Origin of the sequence: Mycolicibacterium gilvum (assembly GCF_900454025.1) — a bacterium.
In the GTDB taxonomy this organism is placed as follows: domain Bacteria; phylum Actinomycetota; class Actinomycetes; order Mycobacteriales; family Mycobacteriaceae; genus Mycobacterium; species Mycobacterium gilvum.
The window spans coordinates 2,733,918-2,750,459 of sequence record NZ_UGQM01000001.1 but is presented as its reverse complement, the minus strand read 5'-3'; the positions used below and the strand labels follow the sequence as shown (position 1 = coordinate 2,750,459).

15 protein-coding genes are annotated in these 16,542 nt (G+C 68.4%); 3 read left to right on the top strand and 12 right to left on the bottom strand.

Going from position 1 to position 16,542, the window contains the following annotated elements; translation table 11 throughout:
* Nucleotides 1-13: 13 nt before the first annotated feature.
* The 3 genes from meaB to mutA are packed head-to-tail and all read right to left on the bottom strand — an operon-like array spanning nt 14 to nt 5,135.
* Entirely contained in the window at nt 14-1,012 is a 999-nt protein-coding gene (meaB, locus tag DYE23_RS13100) for a methylmalonyl Co-A mutase-associated GTPase MeaB (RefSeq protein ID WP_011894505.1), read from the bottom strand.
* Nucleotides 1,013-3,271 carry a methylmalonyl-CoA mutase gene (scpA, locus tag DYE23_RS13095; RefSeq protein WP_115327360.1) on the bottom strand — a complete coding sequence of 753 codons (2,259 nt, stop codon included), beginning with the start codon at nt 3,269-3,271 and terminating at the stop codon, nt 1,013-1,015. It abuts the gene before it with no gap.
* Nucleotide 3,272: 1 nt separating this feature from the next.
* A complete protein-coding gene (gene mutA / locus DYE23_RS13090; RefSeq protein WP_115327359.1) occupies nt 3,273-5,135 on the bottom strand; it encodes a methylmalonyl-CoA mutase small subunit in 1,863 nt (620 codons plus the stop codon).
* Nucleotides 5,136-5,239: 104 nt separating this feature from the next.
* Between mutA and DYE23_RS13085 the strand changes: the two genes are divergently transcribed.
* Complete coding sequence (locus DYE23_RS13085) at nt 5,240-5,953, top strand: TVP38/TMEM64 family protein (RefSeq protein WP_041787924.1); 714 nt, start codon at nt 5,240-5,242, stop codon at nt 5,951-5,953.
* A 66-nt stretch (nt 5,954-6,019) separates the two neighbouring features.
* Entirely contained in the window at nt 6,020-7,567 is a 1,548-nt protein-coding gene (locus DYE23_RS13080; RefSeq protein ID WP_011892097.1) for an IS1182-like element ISMgi3 family transposase, read from the top strand.
* Between the two features lie 156 nt (nt 7,568-7,723).
* Here the strand turns inward: DYE23_RS13080 and DYE23_RS13075 are convergent, their stop codons facing one another.
* Genes DYE23_RS13075 through DYE23_RS13065 form a run of 3 tightly spaced genes read right to left on the bottom strand, consistent with a single transcriptional unit; the run spans nt 7,724 to nt 9,761 of the window.
* Complete coding sequence (locus DYE23_RS13075) at nt 7,724-8,080, bottom strand: DoxX family protein (RefSeq protein WP_099961418.1); 357 nt, start codon at nt 8,078-8,080, stop codon at nt 7,724-7,726.
* Nucleotides 8,077-9,288 (bottom strand): SPFH domain-containing protein, encoded by a 1,212-nt coding sequence (locus DYE23_RS13070; protein ID WP_011894510.1) that lies wholly within the window; start codon nt 9,286-9,288, stop codon nt 8,077-8,079. Before DYE23_RS13070 ends, DYE23_RS13075 begins: the two co-directional genes overlap by 4 nt.
* A 38-nt stretch (nt 9,289-9,326) precedes the next feature.
* Entirely contained in the window at nt 9,327-9,761 is a 435-nt protein-coding gene (locus tag DYE23_RS13065) for an NfeD family protein (protein WP_011894511.1), read from the bottom strand.
* Between the two features lie 59 nt (nt 9,762-9,820).
* Here DYE23_RS13065 and DYE23_RS13060 point away from each other — a divergent pair, with 59 nt between their 5' ends.
* The gene (locus DYE23_RS13060; protein WP_011894512.1) at nt 9,821-10,690 is read left to right on the top strand and encodes an Rv1486c family protein; all 870 of its coding nucleotides are present in this window, start codon (nt 9,821-9,823) and stop codon (nt 10,688-10,690) included.
* Nucleotide 10,691: 1 nt separating this feature from the next.
* Here the strand turns inward: DYE23_RS13060 and DYE23_RS13055 are convergent, their stop codons facing one another.
* The 6 genes from DYE23_RS13055 to moxR1 are packed head-to-tail and all read right to left on the bottom strand — an operon-like array spanning nt 10,692 to nt 16,535.
* Nucleotides 10,692-11,714 (bottom strand): ferrochelatase, encoded by a 1,023-nt coding sequence (locus tag DYE23_RS13055; protein ID WP_011894513.1) that lies wholly within the window; start codon nt 11,712-11,714, stop codon nt 10,692-10,694.
* A gap of 6 nt (nt 11,715-11,720) precedes the next feature.
* Entirely contained in the window at nt 11,721-12,527 is an 807-nt protein-coding gene (gene inhA / locus DYE23_RS13050) for an NADH-dependent enoyl-ACP reductase InhA (protein WP_011894514.1), read from the bottom strand.
* Nucleotides 12,528-12,545: 18 nt separating this feature from the next.
* Nucleotides 12,546-13,304, bottom strand: a complete 759-nt coding sequence (gene fabG1 / locus DYE23_RS13045; protein ID WP_011894515.1) for a 3-oxoacyl-ACP reductase FabG1 — start codon at nt 13,302-13,304, stop codon at nt 12,546-12,548.
* Nucleotides 13,305-13,352: 48 nt separating this feature from the next.
* Nucleotides 13,353-14,360 (bottom strand): VWA domain-containing protein, encoded by a 1,008-nt coding sequence (locus tag DYE23_RS13040; protein WP_011894516.1) that lies wholly within the window; start codon nt 14,358-14,360, stop codon nt 13,353-13,355.
* Between the two features lie 59 nt (nt 14,361-14,419).
* Nucleotides 14,420-15,325 carry a DUF58 domain-containing protein gene (locus DYE23_RS13035; protein ID WP_041800157.1) on the bottom strand — a complete coding sequence of 302 codons (906 nt, stop codon included), beginning with the start codon at nt 15,323-15,325 and terminating at the stop codon, nt 14,420-14,422.
* Between the two features lie 49 nt (nt 15,326-15,374).
* Nucleotides 15,375-16,535 (bottom strand): chaperone MoxR1, encoded by a 1,161-nt coding sequence (gene moxR1, locus DYE23_RS13030; protein ID WP_011894518.1) that lies wholly within the window; start codon nt 16,533-16,535, stop codon nt 15,375-15,377.
* Nucleotides 16,536-16,542: the final 7 nt, after the last annotated feature.

Genomic DNA, 16,542 nt, shown 5'->3' with positions numbered 1-16,542 from the left:
TGTTACCGATTTGTTAGCTGCGGGTGCCGGCAGTGTCGGCGGCGGCGTCGAGGATCTGCTGCGCAGCAAGCGCCGGCGTCAGTTCGCCCTCGCGGACCCGACGCTCCACGTCCCCTCGGATCGCCCGCACCGACGGGCTCGACATCACCCGGTCCAGCACGGTGTCCCGCACCATCGACCAGGTCCATTCGACCTGCTGAGTGCGGCGTCGTGCCTCGAACTCGCCGGCCTCGGTGAGCACCTTGCGGTGCTTGAGAACGGTCTCCCACAGTTCCGAGAGTCCGGCGCCGGTGAGGGCACTCATTGTGAGAACCGGTGGGCGCCAAAGGGTTTCACGTGGGTAGATCAGACGGATGGCGCCGGAGAGTTCACGCGCGGCCGCTTTGGCCTCCACCGCGTGCTCGCCGTCGGCCTTGTTGACCACGATGACATCGGCGAGCTCGAGGACGCCCTTCTTGATGCCCTGCAGTTGGTCACCGGTGCGCGCCAGGGTCAGGAACACGAAGGTGTCGACCATGTTGGCAACCGTCACCTCGGACTGGCCGACACCGACGGTCTCGACGAGGACGACGTCATAGCCCGCCGCCTCCAGCAAAACGATCGTCTCGCGCGTCGCTTTGGCCACCCCGCCGAGGGTCCCCGACGTCGGCGAGGGCCGGATGTAGGCGTCGGGATGGACCGCCAGTTTCGCCATCCGGGTCTTGTCGCCGAGGATCGACCCGCCGGTGCGTGTCGAGGACGGGTCCACCGCGAGAACCGCGACGCGGTGCCCCCGTTCGATCAGATGGATCCCGAGCGCCTCGATGGTCGTCGACTTGCCCACCCCTGGAACGCCGGTGATCCCGACACGGGTGGCCGCATCCGAACTCGTCGGCGTCAGCTCGAGCAGCAGCTCCTGGGCGCGCAGCCGGTGGTCGGCCCGCGTCGACTCGACGAGGGTGATCGAGCGCGCGAGCGCGGACCTGTCGCCGCCACGCACCGCCGCGGCCAGTTCGTCGATCGACGGGCTCATCTAGCTCAGGCTGTAGCCGAGGCGCTCGGCGAGCTTGTTCAGCAGACCGATCGCGGCATCGGCGATCACGGTGCCAGGCGGGAAGATCGCCGTGGCGCCGGCCTCGTAGAGCTCGTCGAAGTCACCCGGCGGGATCACCCCGCCGACGACGATCATGATGTCGGGCCTGCCGACTTCGGCGAGAGCGTCGCGCAACGCCGGCACCAGGGTCAGGTGCCCGGCGGCGAGCGAGGACACCCCGACCACGTGGACGTCGTTGTCGGCGGCCTGACGCGCCACCTCGTCGGGCGTCGAGAACAGCGAGCCGACGTCGACGTCGAAGCCGATGTCGGCGAACGCCGTCGCGATGACCTTCTGCCCGCGGTCGTGACCGTCCTGGCCCATTTTCGCGACGAGGATCCTCGGGCGGCGGCCGTCGGCCTCGGCGAACTTCTCGACCAGCTCGGTCGCGCCGCTGACGTTGCTGGCCATGCCCACCTCATCTCGGTACACCCCGGCGATGGTGCGGATCTCGGCCTGATGCCGGCCGTAGACCTTCTCCAGCGCATCGGAGATCTCGCCGACGGTGGCCTTCGCGCGAGCGGCGTCGATGGCCAGTGCCAGCAGGTTGTTACCCAGCCCGTCCTCCCCCGCGACCCCGGAAGCCGCTGCGGCACGGGTCAGTTCGGCCAGCGCGGCCTGCGTCGCAGTCTCGTCCCGTTCCCGGCGCAGCCGCTCGAGCTTGGCGAGCTGCTCGGCGCGCACCCGGCTGTTCTCGACCTTGAGGACCTCGATCTCGTGGTCCTCGTCGACCTGGTACTTGTTCACCCCGATCACCGGCTGCTGACCGGAATCGATCCGGGCCTGGGTCCGCGCGGCAGCCTCCTCGATACGCAGCTTCGGGATGCCGTCGGAGATGGCCTGCGCCATACCGCCGTGCTCGGCGATCTCACGGATGTGGCCGCGGGCCTTCTCGGCCAGCTGGTAGGTCAGCCACTCGACGTAGTACGAACCGCCCCACGGGTCGATCGGACGCGTCGTGCCGGATTCCTGCTGCAGCAGCAGCTGGGTGTTGCGGGCGATGCGCGCCGAGAAATCGGTCGGCAGCGCCAGCGCTTCGTCGAGGGCGTTGGTGTGCAGTGACTGGGTGTGCCCCTGGGTCGCGGCCATCGCCTCGATGCAGGTGCGGGCGACGTTGTTGAAGGCGTCCTGGGCGGTCAGCGACCACCCCGAGGTCTGCGAATGGGTGCGCAATGACAGCGATTTGGAGCTCTTGGGGTCGAATTCGGCGACCAGCTCGCTCCACAGCAGCCGGCCGGCCCGCAGCTTGGCGACCTCCATGAAGAAGTTCATGCCGATCCCCCAGAAGAAGGACAGCCGCGGCGCGAACTTGTCGATGTCCAGTCCGGCGTCGAGGCCGGCCTTGATGTACTCGACACCGTCGGCCAGCGTGTACCCCAGTTCCAGATCGGCCGTCGCCCCGGCTTCCTGGATGTGGTAGCCGGAGATCGAGATGCTGTTGAACTTGGGCATCTTCGCGCTGGTGTAGCCGAAGATGTCCGAGATGATGCGCATCGACGGCTTCGGCGGATAGATGTAGGTGTTGCGGACCATGAACTCTTTGAGGATGTCGTTCTGGATGGTCCCGGCCAGCTTCTCCGGCGGCACGCCCTGCTCCTCGGCCGCCACCACATAGAGCGCGAGGATCGGCAACACCGCGCCGTTCATCGTCATCGACACCGACACCGACGACAGATCGATGCCGTCGAACAGTTGGCGCATGTCCAGGATCGAGTCGATGGCCACCCCTGCCATACCGACGTCGCCGGCGACGCGCGGATGGTCGGAGTCGTAGCCGCGGTGGGTGGCGAGGTCGAAGGCGACCGATAGACCCTTCTGCCCGGCCGCGAGATTGCGCCGGTAGAAGGCATTGGATTCCGCGGCCGTCGAGAATCCGGCGTACTGACGGATGGTCCACGGCTGGTTGACGTACATCGTCGGGTACGGGCCGCGCACGAACGGCGGCTCACCGGGCAGGCTGTCGAGGGGATATCCCGCACCGACGACGTCGTCGCGGTCGGCCGCGACGAAGACGGGCTTGACGTCGATGCCCTCGGGGGTCGTCCAGTCCGACTGGTCTGCCGCATAGCCGTGGGCGGCGGCCGCAGCGGTGACCTGTTCGGCGGCCTCGGCCTGTGTCGGCGCCGCGGCGGCGCCGTCTCCGAGCAGAGGCACCTCGGCGAAGCTGTCGATCGACTTGCGCGGTTCGGTGACGGTCATGTCATGCCCCCAATCGGGTCAGCAGGTCCGACAAGGCCTCGACCGCATCGATCTTCGCGGTCAGGTGACCGTCGGGCTTGGATTCCGCAGCGGCGACGGACTTCTCGGGCCCCGCCAGCAGGACGTGCCGCACACCGGCGGCCCGGGCCGCCTCGACGACGGCCGAGACCTCGTCGGCGTAGCGCTTGTCGGTCCCGCAGATGACCGCGATCTCTGCCACCCCGGCTTCGGAGACCGCCGCGGCGACCCCCGACGCATCCAGTGGTCCCGGGTTGACGGCCTCGATCCCACCGGAGGCCAGCAGGTTCGAGGCGAAGGTGGTCCGGATGTTGTGCTCGGCCAGCGGGCCCAGCGGCAACAGCAGCGCTTTCGGACGCGCGCCGTTCCGCTCGAGGAACACATCGGAGCGGTCCCGCAGCGCTTCGAAGTCCGACGCGTAGCGGACGACGCCCGGCAGCGGATCACCCTGCGGCAGCGGTACTTCCGACAGGTTCGGGAACTCGTTGACCCCGGTGAGCGCGGTACGCCGGTGGGCGATGTCGGCGGCCCGGCGCTGCGCGACCTCGGCGATCTGCGCGGCGATGTGCTCGCGCGCCGCCTCGAATCCGCCCTTGGCCTCGATCTCCTGGAAGTGCCCCCACGCCTGCCCGGCGAGCTCGCGGGTGAGGTCTTCGACGAACCACGAGCCGCCGGCCGGGTCGAGGACGCGGCCGATGTGCGACTCCTCGAGCAACAGCAGCTGGGTGTTGCGGGCGATCCGCCGCGCGAAACTGCGTGCGGTTCCGGGGAATCCGCCGTCGATCGCAACATCGAACGGGTGGACCGAGACGATGTCGGCGCCGCCCACGCCCGCGGCGAACGCCGCGACCGTGGTGCGCAGCATGTTCACCCACGGATCGCGCCGGGTCATCATCGGTAGCGAGGTGGTGGCGTGCACGGTCGCCGCACCGGCGTCGGGCTCCCCGACCACCTCGGCGATGCGGGCCCACAGTTGGCGTGCCGCACGCAGTTTGGCGATCGACGAGAACTGGTCGTCATCGACTGCGAACCGGAAGCTGATCTGGCGTAGCGCCGCAGCGGTGGGCAGCCCGGCGTCGACGAGGTGCCGCAGGTAGGCGACGCCCGCAGCGACGGCCGCGCCCAACTCCCACGACGCATTCGCGCCGAGATTGTGGAATGTCGGGCCGTCCACGGTGATCGCCCGCACGTGCCCGTCGTGGTCGAGCAATGTCTTGGCAGTGCCGACGACCTCCTCCAGACACGGCGCCGGCCGGCCGGCCAGCGGCGCGCCGAGCGGGTCTGCCCCGAGATCGATGGAGATGCGCGACCGCTGGTCCTCGTCGAAATCCGTCAACAACCCGAGAAGAGCAGACGTCGAGGGACCGTAGGCCGGCCCATCGGCCTCCAGCACGATCGGCACGAGGTCGAGGTACACCCCGTCGAGAAGACGGTCCAGTTCGGTCGGCGCCACGGCGTCCGCGCCGGTCCGCAGCACCAGCGCACTGATGCCCTCGGTGAGCCCGAGCAGGATGGAGCCGTTCGCCTCGTCGGTGGCAGCCCCGTCCACGGGATAGACGTCGGCGACCTTCCAGCCGGCCTTCACATCGCGCAGGGCGTCGCCGCCGCGCACGAACGGCCAGCTGCCGGGCAGCGCGGCTTCACCGACGTCGTCGCGACTGGTGTAGAGCGGCCGGATCGGGAAGCCGTCATAGGTGTCCGATTCCAGCAGCCGCTCGGGCTCGGGGCCCAGATCGGCGGAATCCTTCTTCGTGGTCTTGGCCAGGACGGCGGCTACAGCGGAGCGCCATCGGTCCAGATCGGAGTCGACCACACCTCCGGCAGAGCCGGCACTGGGTTTCTGCACGCCATCAGGCTAAATGATGGCCGTCACACCGCCGTCGGGCGGTCCGCCCACCGGTCCACGCCGGCAACCGGCCCGTTTGCGTGCGCGCCGTACCCTTGGTAACCGTGAAATCCGTAGTCAGCACGGTTCGTGACGCTGCGTCTGCCGTCGCGGCCACCCTGGCCACGCTTCCTCGGACCCGCCTCCTCGCGATGGCGGCGACCATTGTGATTCTCGTCGCAGTCGCGTACTTCGTGCCGCTGCCGACCGCGCTGCAGGTGCGCGACTGGGCCACCTCGGCCGGACCGTGGTTCCCGCTGGTGTTCTTCGTCGCCCATGTCGTGGTCACCGTGTTCCCTTTCCCGCGTACGGCTTTCACGCTGGCTGCCGGGCTGCTGTTCGGTCCCGCCCTGGGCGTGCCGATCGCCGTGGCCGCGAGCACGCTGAGCGCGGTCATCGCGCTGCTGCTGGTGCGCACGGCGGGCTGGCAGGTGCACAAGCTCGTCGAGCACCCCCGCGTCGACGCGATCGATCAGCGGCTGCGCGAGCGCGGCTGGCCGGTGGTGCTGTCGGCGCGGCTGATCTTCGCGCTGCCCTTCTCGGTGCTCAACTACGCCGCAGGCGCCTCCTCGGTGCGCGTGCTGCCGTACACGTTGGCGACACTGTTCGGCGTGCTGCCGGGTACCGCCGCGGTCGTGATCCTCGGTGATGCGCTGACCGGCCGGGTGAGCCCGATGCTGCTGGTGGTGTCGCTGTGCACGGCACTGGTGGGACTCGCGGTACTGGCGCTGGAGATCCGGTCGCACCGGCGCGCCGGTGCCGCCGACGCGCGCCCCTAGGAGACTGCTGAATTATTCCCGCGTGGCGGGTGGGGTTGTCCTGGGGTTTTTGGGGATGATTGATGGGTGCAGGGTCGCTCTGATGATCAGCGTGAGTTCTTGGATGCGGAGTCGGTTGCCGGGCATCTTCTGAAGTCTGACAGCGTGTTTGCCTTCCTGGCGGCGTACCGCAGGCAGTTGTTTCCCGAGGAGATGTTCGCCGATCTGTTCCCGTCGCGGCGGGGCCGTCCCAGCGTGCCTGCCGAAGTGATGGCTTCGGTGATCACATTGCAGGCCTTGCACGGGCTCTCGGATAACGAGACCGTCGATGCAGTCACCTTCGACCTGCGGTGGAAAGCCGCCTGTGGGCTCCCGATCACCGCTGGAGCGTTTCATTCCACGACGCTGACGTACTGGCGGCGCCGGTTGGCTGCCTCGGATCGCCCGAACCGGATCTTCGAGGCGGTCAAGACGGTCGTGGCCGCCACCGGGGCACTGACCGGCAAGACGCGGCGGGCCTTGGACTCCACGATCCTCGACGACGCCGTAGCTACCCAAGACACCGTGACCCAGTTGATCGGCGCGATCCGCAGAGTGCGACGAGAGGTCCCCGGAGCGGGCGAGGTGGTGGCGTCCCAGTGCAGCGCCCACGACTACGACGACCCGGGTAAACCGGCCATCACCTGGGATGACGCTGCGGCCCGGGAAATGTTGGTCAACGCTTTGGTCACCGATGCCCATCGGCTGCTGGGTCATCTGCCTGACCAGGAACTCGGCGTCCGCGCCGCTGAGGCGGTGGCGTTGTTGGCGTTGATCGCCGGCCAAGACGTCGAACCTGTTGACGATTCTGATGGCACCGATGGGCGGTGGCGTATCGCCCAGCGAGTCGCCCAGGATCGGGTGATTTCCACCGTCGATCCCGATGCCCGCCACGCGCATAAAAGCGTGCACCGCCGCCAAGACGGATTCAAAGCCCATATTGCGGTCGAGCCCGATACTGGCCTGATTACCGACTGCGCCTTGACCAAAGCCGGTGGTGCCGGCACCCACGACGCGGCAGTGGCTCCGCAGTTGCTGGCTGGTGAAAGTGCACCAGTGACAGTGCTGGCTGATTCGGCCTATGGCAGTGGGGATTTCCGCGCTCAACTCAGGAAGTCACGTCATCGCGATCGGGTCAAACCCGCACCCCTGCGCGCCGCTGTGCCCGGCGGGTTCACCATCGATGACTTCACTGTTGATCACCGCGGCCATCGCGTGACCTGCCCAGCGGGAGTGGCTCGGAGCATCAGCGCACGCGGCAACGCCACCTTCGGGGCCGCGTGCCGGGGCTGCGCGCTACGCCCACAGTGCACCACCAGCATCGACGGCAGAAGCCTGAAAATCGGGCCCCACGACGCACTTCAACGCGCTGCCCGTAAGAGGTCACAAAAACCACGGTGGCTCAACGAATATCGTCAACACCGCCCGATGGTGGAACGCACCATCGCCTGGCTGACACGCGGCAACCGCAAAGTCCGCTACCGCGGGGTCACCCGCAACGATCAATGGCTGCATCATCGCGCCGCCGCGGTGAACTTACATCGCCTAATCACCCTGGGATTGACCCACACCGGCGCTGGCTGGGCCATCGCCTGACCCCGGCACAGCCGGGTCTTGGCTCACCGGGCACCACATGCACCCTCAACACGGCCGCGGTGACACTCGTAACTGTCGACTCCCGGGTTTGACTCAACCACGGCCCACAGAGCGCTCTGAGGCACCCGCCCCCAACACACCTAATTCAGCAGTCTCCTAGCTCGTCTCGGGCCCCGTGACCGTCATCGCCCCGTAGAGAGCGAGGAAGGACGACGCCGCGACCAACCCGGGACTCCAGTCCCGGGCGCGGATGTGCGAGCCCGCCGCCAGCATGAAGTAGACCGTCAGCATCAGCGTCGTGACCCGGGCCAGTCGCGGGAAGCGGTACACCGACAGCAGCCCCAGCGCAGAGGCGGCCTTCACCACGGGCAGCACCGGCCAGAGCCGCTTCGGGAGTCCGACGGCCTCCAGCGCCTCGGCGACCGGCGCGACCGGTCCGACGCAGGCGGCGGCGTCGGCGGCCTGGACCGCGGCGAGCGCGGCGTAGGTGCGACGCGCCGTCAGCGCGCTCACTGGTCCGGGCTGCCGTGTCGCGGTTGCTGTGCGTAGTCCGTCGCCGTCGGCTGAACCTGCTGCGACAGCGGCGGATACTGCTTGGGTCCGTCGAGGGCCCCCGGGACGGGCGCGCGGGCCTCGGCCTCGGCCTTGGCGACCGCCTGGGCGATCACCGGGTCGGTTTCGGTGGAGAACCAGTCGGCGACCTCGTCGGAGTCGTCCTCTGGCCGGGTGCCGGCGTCGTCGACGGGTGACGGCGTGTACCGGAACACCCCGTCCTCCCCCGGCGCTCCGAGCAACTTGGTGAAACCCTGCAGCGCCGAGCCGAAGTCGCTGGGCACCAGCCAGACCTTGTTGGCTTCCCCCTTGGCCATCTGCGGGAGCGTCTGCAGGTACTGGTAGGCGAGCATCTCGGGAGTCGGCCGGCCGGCCTTGATCGCGGCGAAGGTCTTCTCGATGGCTTTGGCCTGACCTTGCGCCTGCAGGTAGGCGGCCGCGCGTTCACCCTGGGCCCGCAGCATCCGGGACTGCCGGTCACCCTCGGCAGCGAGGATCGAGGCCTGCTTGGCGCCCTCGGCGGCCAGGATCTGCGCCTGCTTCTGGCCCTCGGCCTGTTTGATCGCCGCCTCTCGACTGCCTTCGGCGGTCAGGATCATCGCGCGCTTCTCGCGGTCGGCCCGCATCTGCTTCTCCATCGAATCCTGGATCGACGGCGGCGGGTCGATGCTGCGCAGCTCGACGCGGGCCACCCGCAGGCCCCAGCGGTTGGTGGCTTCGTCGAGGACGCCGCGCAGTTGTCCGTTGATCGAGTCGCGGGAGGTCAGCGTCTGTTCCAGGGTCATACCGCCGACGACGTTGCGCAGTGTGGTGGTGGTCAACTGCTCGACACCGACGATGTAGTTGCTGATCTGGTAGACCGCGGCCTGCGGGTTGGTGACCTGGAAGTAGACGACGGTGTCGATGTTGACCGTCAGGTTGTCCTCGGTGATCACGGGCTGAGGAGGGAACGATACGACGCGTTCCCGGAGGTCGACCCGGGCGCGGATCTTGTCGACGAAAGGCAGCAGCAGCGTGAGCTGCCCGGAGACGGTCTTGCTGTAGCGGCCCAGCCGCTCGATGACCGCCGCCTCGGCCTGCGGTATCAGCGCCACCGACTTCGCGACGATGACGGCGGCGAACACGACCAGGACCGCCAGTAGAACCAATCCTGCGAGGGCACCGTCCACGTGGGACTCCTTCCAGCTCTAGATCACACGATCGCGGGTCACACGATCTTGGACACGACCGCGGTGGCGCCGTCGATCTGGACGACGGTCACGTGGTCGCCGGGTTCGTACACGTCGTTCTCGTTGTAAGGCCGCGCCGTCCAGACCTCACCGTCCAGCTTCACCTGTCCTTCGTGATGGGCCACCCGGTCGAGAACCAGGGCGCTCCTGCCTTCGAGCGCCTTGACCGGTTCCGGAAGACCCGTACCCGACTGCATCCGGCGTTTGAGCGCCGGACGCACCCCGACCAGGAGCAGCACCGAGACGATCAGAAAGACGATGCCGTCCGCCCAGATCGGCCAGTCGAGAAGGAAACTCGATCCGGCTGCGGCGAGCGCCCCGCCGGAGAGCATCAGCAGGAACAGGTCGCCGGTCAGCGCCTCGGCGCCGGCCAGCACCAGCGCTGCGATCAGCCAGATCAGCGGGACAGGCATGCTGCCACCCTAGCGCGCAGCCGCCTGGATGAGCCGGTTACAACTACACTGCAGCCATCATGTGGTGCCCGAGTGTTTCGCTATCGGTGTGGGCCAACGCCTGGCTGGCAGGCGCGGCCGCGCCCGACGATGTCCTGGATGCGTTATCGCTGTGGACTCCAAGGCATTCGGTGACGGCCTACGATTCGGCCGCCGCGGAGCGCACCGGGTTGTCGTGGCCGGATCTCGACGACGCGGCGTCGGTATCGCTGCTGCAGACGCTGCGCACCGCCTCGGCGCGCGGCGCGAACCGACCGACGATCTCGCTGGCGCTGCCGGTACCCGGCGATGTGCGGGGTCTGCCCGCCGGCACCCAGTTCGGCCGCGACGCGATCGCCGCCGGCGAGGCGGTCGTGGTCGGGGGTCTCGACGGCGCCATCGGGCTGGTGCCCGATTTCGAGTACGAAGACAGTTTTCCGGACTCCCCGGGCCTCGAGGCGGATTTCGAGTACGAGGCCGAGGTGACCGGGCTGTCCTGGACCGTGTACTCGTTCTCCGCGGTTCCGCCCCCGGGCCACTTCGACCTCGGCGAATCGGAGTATCAGCTCCGGGACGCGGTGCGGTCGGCGGCCGACACGCTCGGCGCGCTGCGTGCCGGCGCTTCGGGTGGCGAGATCGCCGATCCTCGCCGGCTCGTCGAGCAGGTGCTGGATTCGCTCAGCATGCACCGGGTTCCCGACCATGCCCCGCCGCGCGCCGTGCGCGTGCTGGAGAACGCCGCGCACGTCGACGCGATCATCACGGTCAGCAGCGGGCTGATCCCGAGTGGGCTGCAGAGTTCGTCGGAGGTGCAGATCGCCGGAGACGCACTGCGGCCGCTGATCTCGGTGGTCCGCTCCGCGCGCCTGGCCGCGGTGGACGCGATCCTGCACTCGGCCTGGCAGAACTAGCTCACGCGCCGCACAATTCGGTGCACAGCGCTCCGTTGACGCTGCTGCCGTAGCCCGGGACCGGGTTCTCACCGGGGACTCGCTGCGGCGGTCGGCCGGCGATCACCTCGTCGATCAGGTCCACCGCCAGCTGCGCGAAACGCGGCTGAGCATTGGGGGTCGACGCCCGCGCCAGCGCAACGCCCGCCTCCGCGGCCTGTTCGGCGAGCTCGCTGTCGAGGTCCCACACCACCTCGATGTGGTCGGACACGAATCCGATCGGACACACGATGACGGCCTTCGTCCCCGCCTCGGCCAGCGCCGCGAGGTGATCGCCGACATCGGGCTCCAGCCACGGCACCTGCGGCGGCCCCGATCGCGACTGCCAGACCTGGTCGTAGTCCCGGTATCCGGCGGCCCCGGCGACGAGGCCGGCGGCATAGCCGACCTGGCGCTCGTAGAGGTCCGGTCCGCAGCGTGACGCGGCACGCAGCGGGATCGAGTGCGCGGTGAAAACCAGTCGCGCGTCGGCACGCAACGGTTCGGGAAGGGTGTCGCGCGCGTCAGCGATCGCGTCGGCGAACATCTCGACCAGCAACGGGTGATCGAAGTACTGCCGCAGCTTCACCAGTTCGGGCGCATCGGGGCCCGCGGCGTTGCGGCCGCGCGCGATGTCCTCCTGGTACTGCGTGCACCCCGAGTATCCGCCCCACGCCGAGGTCGAGAACACCGCGGCCCGGCGAATACCGTTGTCGCGCATCGCAGCAACCGTGTCCTCGACGAACGGCTCCCAGTTGCGGTTGCCGAAGTAGACCGGCAGCTGCATGCCGCGACGGCTCAGCTCGGCCTCGATCGCGGTGATCAGGTCGCGGTTGATCCCGTTGATCGGTGACACTCCCCCGAAATGCAGGTAGTGCTCGGCGACCGATTCCAGTCTCTCCCTGGGTATTCCGCGACCTCTCGTGACGTTCTCAAGGAACGGCATGACCTGTTCGGGACCCTCCGGGCCCCCGAATGACAGGAGAAGCAGCGCATCAAAGGTCATGGCACGTCACAGGAGCTGGGTACTCGCTCCACCGTCGGCGAAGATCACGGTGCCCGTGGTGGCCGGAAGCCAGTCCGACAGCAGCGCGCAGACCGTCTTCGCCACCGGCGTCGGATCCTTCATGTTCCAGCCCAGCGGAGCCCGCTGATCCCAGCCCTCTTCGAGCAGTTGCATCTGGGCGCCTGCTTCGTCGCCCAGTGCGCCGCCGACGATCGCGCTCATCGCCAGGGTCCGGATCGGTCCCGCCGCAACGAGATTGGAGCGCACCCCGACCTTGCCGGCTTCGCGGGCGACGAACCGGTTCACCGACTCCAGCGCGCTCTTGGCCACCGTCATCCAGTTGTAGGCGGGCATGGCGCGGGTGGGATCGAAATCCATGCCGACGATGCCGCCGCCGGGGTTCATGATCGGCAGCACGGCCTTGGCCAGCGACGCGTACGAGTAGGCCGAGATGTGGATGCCCTTGGCGACGTCCTCGTACGGGGCGTCGAAGAACGGGTTGATGCCCATGCCGGTCTGCGGCATGAAGCCGATCGAGTGCACCACACCGTCGAGTTTGTTGCCCTCGCCGATGACCTCGGAGACGCGGTCGGCCAGCGAGTCGAGGTGCTCGGAGTTCTGCACGTCGAGTTCCAGCAGCGGCGCCTTCTCCGGCAACCGGTCGGCGATGCGCTGGATCAGCTTCATCCGGTCGAACCCGGTCAGCACCAGCTCGGCACCCGCCTCCTGGGCGACCTTGGCGATGTGGAACGCAATCGAGGAGTCGGTGATGATCCCGGTGACGAGGATCCGCTTGCCTTGAAGAAGTGTCACAGTGAAAGTCCTTATCTACTAGTGGCCCATGCCCATGCCGCCGTCGACGGGGATGACGGCCCCGGCGATGTAGCTCGCGTCCTCGGAGGCCAGGAAGCTGACCGCGCCGGCGACCTCGTCGGCGGTGCCGACCCGTTTGGCCGGGATGAACTCGAGCGCCCCGGCCTGGATGCGCTCGTCGAGCGCGCGGGTCATCTCGGTGTCGATGTAGCCCGGTGCCACGACGTTCGCGGTGACACCCGCCTTGGACAGCTCGCGCGAGATCGAGCGGGCCATCCCGATCAGGCCGGCTTTTGCGGCCGCGTAGTTGGCCTGGTTGCCGATTCCCCACATCCCCGACACCGAGCCGATGAAGATGATCCGGCCGAAACGCTTGCGCTGCATGCTGCGCGAGGCGCGCTGCGCCACCCGGAACGCGCCGGTGAGGTTCGCGTCGATGACGTCGGTGAACCGATCCTCGGTCATCCGCATCAGGAACGCGTCCTTGGAGATGCCGGCGTTGGAGACCAGCACCTCGACGGGGCCCTGATGCTCTTCGACCTCTTTGAACGCGCGGTCGACGGCGTCGTTGTCGGTGACGTCGCACACGACACCGAACAGCCCGTCCGGTGCCCCGGAGCCGCGGTGGGTGACGGCGACCTTGTGGCCGTCGGCGGCGAGCCGCTGCGCGATGGCCAGACCGATGCCGCGGTTGCCGCCGGTGACGAGCACCGAGCGGGACACGAAAGCGGGACGTCCGGCCACGGATTCGCCGGCGGTGTTCTCGGTCGAGGTCATCCCGTCAACTTAGTGGGTGTGCGCCATTCTTAAGAAATCGCCTTAACCCTAGTTCGGCAGTCGGCGGTTGATCAGCAGCGCGCCCAGTGCGGCCAGCGCCAGCACACCCGCGCCGAGTCGCAGCCATCCGACGCTGGCGTCGCCCTTGATGGTCTCGTAGCCGATCTGCTCCTGCAGGTTGGTGAACACCTGCTTGAGCTGCTCCAGGCTGGACGCGGTGAACGCCTCGCCGCCGGACAGGTCGGCGATCTTCTTGAGCATCTCGTCGTCCACCGGGACGGGTTGGCGCTGCTCGTTGATCTCGACGTAGCCATACGGCGTGCCGAACGACACCGTCGAGATCGGCACCCCCTGGTCCTTGGCGGTACGGGCCGCGGTGTAGGCGCCCTTCGGATTGTCCGGGTTGGACGGGACAGTCTCCTTGCCGTCGGACATCAGCACCACCCGCGCCGGTGGCGGTTCGTCGCCGCCGCCGATGACCGCGCCGACGGTCGCGATGGCCTGCAGCGCGGTGAAGATGCCCTCACCCGTCGCGGTTCGGTCGGCGAGCTGCAGCTTGTCGATCGCCGTCTTCGTCGACTCGCGGTTCGTCGTCGGCGAGACCAGCACCGTGGCGGTACCCGCGTAGGCGATCAGCCCGAGGTTGATGCCGGGGGTCAGCTGGTCGGCGAACTGCTTGGCGGCCTCCTGCGCGGCGGTCAACCGGTTCGGGGCGACGTCGGTGGCGCGCATCGACTGGGACACGTCGATGACGAGCATCACGACCGCGCGGTTGCGCGGGATCCGGACGTCGTGGGTGGGCCCCGCCATCGCGATGGTGAACGACACCAGCGACAGGATCATCAGCACCGCCGGTAGGTGGCGCATCCGGCTCGGCTGCTTGGGGGCCACACTCTCCAGCAGCTCCATGTTCGCGAACCGCAGCATCCGCTTCTGGCGGGCGAGCTGCACGACGATGTACAGCGCGACCAGCCCGATGACGACGAAGAAGAACAGGAAGAACCACGGGTGTTCGAACCCCGACAGCGACATCGGTCCGAGCAACGGTAAAGTCATGCGCTACTTGCCATTTCGTCGTTGTTTATTGCGGGCCAGGTTTCCAGCGGGCCGGGTTTCTAGCGGGCCAGCGCGCCGCGGCGCCTACTGGCGACGAACCGCACCACATCGGCGATCCAGTCGCGATCGGTGCGCAGGGTCAGCAGAGGGGCATCGCAGCGGCGCAGAGTGCGGGCGACGTCGGCGCGGTGCGCGGCGGCGGCCTTCTCGAAGTCGCTGCGCAACTGCTCGTCGATGGTGAACTCGCGGGTGCGTCCGGTCTCCGTGTCCTGCAGCACGACGTCTCCGACCACGGGCAACTCGACGTCGCGCGGGTCGATGATCTCGATGCCGAGCACCTCGTGCCTGCCCGCGATCGCGCGCAGCGGCCGCATCCAGTTGATCGGTCCGAGGAAGTCGCTGATGATCACCGCCATGCCGCGCCGGCGTTCCGGCCTGCGCAGCGCGTCGATGGCCGCGGCGAGGTCGCCGCGGACGCCGGGTGCCGCCTTCGGCATCGTCGCGATCGTCCGCAGGAGTTCCTGCTCGTGCATCCGTCCGGACAGCGCGGGCACCCGCCGCACGGTCTCGCCGTTGGCGATGATGGCGCCGATGCGGTTGCCGCCGCCGCTGTTGAGGAACGCGATCGACGCGGCCGCCGCGACGGCGAGGTCGCGCTTCTCGCATCCCGCCGTGCCGAAGTCGAGACTGGCCGACATGTCGACCACCAGCCACGTCTCGAGCTCACGGTCGGCGATCATCTGGCGGACGTGCGGATGGGTGGTGCGGGCGGTGACCGACCAGTCCATCCGGCGCACGTCGTCGCCGGGCTGATAGACCCTCGACTCCCCCGGTTCCGAACCCGGACCGGGTAGCAGCCCGAGGTGGTCGCCGTGCAGCACGCCGTCGAGCTTGCGGCGCACGGTCAACTCGAGCTTGCGCAACGCGGCCGACAGCGCCGGGTCACGGATCTCGCCCCGCTTCATCGACGGGATGTCGACGGAGCGGCTGGACCTGGACGGAGAGGCCACCAGGTCAGCGACCGCTAGCGGCTGCCGCGGCGGCCGGAACCACCGGCGGCACCGAATGTCCTTGCTGCGGAATCGCGTTCACCTGAGGCAGCGCCACCGTCTGCAGGATCCGGTTGACCACCGTCTCGGCGGAGATCTCGTCGGCAAGCGCGTCGTAGGTCAGCACCAAGCGGTGCCGCAGCACGTCCGGGATGACCTCGACGACGTCCTGCGGGATCACGTAGTCGCGGCCGCGGACCAGTGCCAGCGCACGGGAGGCGGCGATGATGCCCAGCGATGCACGCGGGGACGCACCGTAGGCGATCCAGGCCTTGGCGTCGGGCATGCCGAACTTCTCCGGCTCACGCGTCGCGGTCACGATGCGCACCACGTAGTCCACCAGCGCGTGATGGACGAAGTTGTTGGCGGCAACGTCCTGCAGGCGCAGCAGATCCGCGGTGGTCAGAATGCCCTTGGGCTCCGGCGGCTTGACGCCCATCCGGTAGATGATCTCGCGCTCTTCCTCGGGTGAGGGGTAGTCCACGTTGAGCTTGAACAGGAAGCGGTCGCGCTGGGCCTCGGGAAGCTGGTAGACGCCCTCCTGCTCGATCGGGTTCTGGGTCGCCATCACCAGGAACGGGCTCGGCAGCGGGAAGGTCTTTCCGCCGATGGAGATCTTGCGCTCGGCCATGATCTCCAGAAGTGCGGACTGCACCTTCGCCGGCGCGCGGTTGATCTCGTCGGCGAGCAGGAAGTTCACCACGACGGGGCCGAGTTCGATGTCGAACTCCTCCTTGCCCTGGCGGTAGATCCGGGTGCCGACGATGTCGGTGGGCACCAGGTCGGGGGTGAACTGGATACGGGCGAAGGTGCCGCCGACGACCTTCGCGAACGTCTCGACGGCCAGCGTCTTGGCGACGCCGGGGACGCCTTCGAGCAGGACGTGCCCCTTGGCCAGCAGGCCGACGAGCATGCGCTCGACCAGCTGGTCCTGGCCGACGATGATCCGCTTGACCTCGAAGATGGCCCGCTCCAGCGTGTGGACCTCGTTCTGCAGGCCGCCGTTGGTCTGCGCGGATCCCGGCGCCGAGTTCCCGGCGGCGTGGGCGCCTGCGGAGTATCCCTGTGCGGGGCCCTGTCCGGGATATCCTCCAGCGCCCTGCGGCGGTCCACTCGGTGAGGTCATCAACAAT

Excerpts from the sequence above, each read along its gene's own strand:
- meaB (WP_011894505.1), bottom strand. The coding sequence starts at position 1,012 with ATGAGCCCGTCGATCGACGAACTGGCCGCGGCGGTGCGTGGCGGCGAC.
- scpA (WP_115327360.1), bottom strand. The coding sequence starts at position 3,271 with ATGACCGTCACCGAACCGCGCAAGTCGATCGACAGCTTCGCCGAGGTG.
- DYE23_RS13065 (WP_011894511.1), bottom strand. The coding sequence starts at position 9,761 with ATGCCTGTCCCGCTGATCTGGCTGATCGCAGCGCTGGTGCTGGCCGGC.
- DYE23_RS13060 (WP_011894512.1), top strand. The coding sequence starts at position 9,821 with ATGTGGTGCCCGAGTGTTTCGCTATCGGTGTGGGCCAACGCCTGGCTG.
- DYE23_RS13055 (WP_011894513.1), bottom strand. The coding sequence starts at position 11,714 with ATGACCTTTGATGCGCTGCTTCTCCTGTCATTCGGGGGCCCGGAGGGT.
- fabG1 (WP_011894515.1), bottom strand. The coding sequence starts at position 13,304 with ATGACCTCGACCGAGAACACCGCCGGCGAATCCGTGGCCGGACGTCCC.
- DYE23_RS13040 (WP_011894516.1), bottom strand. The coding sequence starts at position 14,360 with ATGACTTTACCGTTGCTCGGACCGATGTCGCTGTCGGGGTTCGAACAC.
- DYE23_RS13035 (WP_041800157.1), bottom strand. The coding sequence starts at position 15,325 with ATGAAGCGGGGCGAGATCCGTGACCCGGCGCTGTCGGCCGCGTTGCGC.
- moxR1 (WP_011894518.1), bottom strand. The coding sequence starts at position 16,535 with ATGACCTCACCGAGTGGACCGCCGCAGGGCGCTGGAGGATATCCCGGA.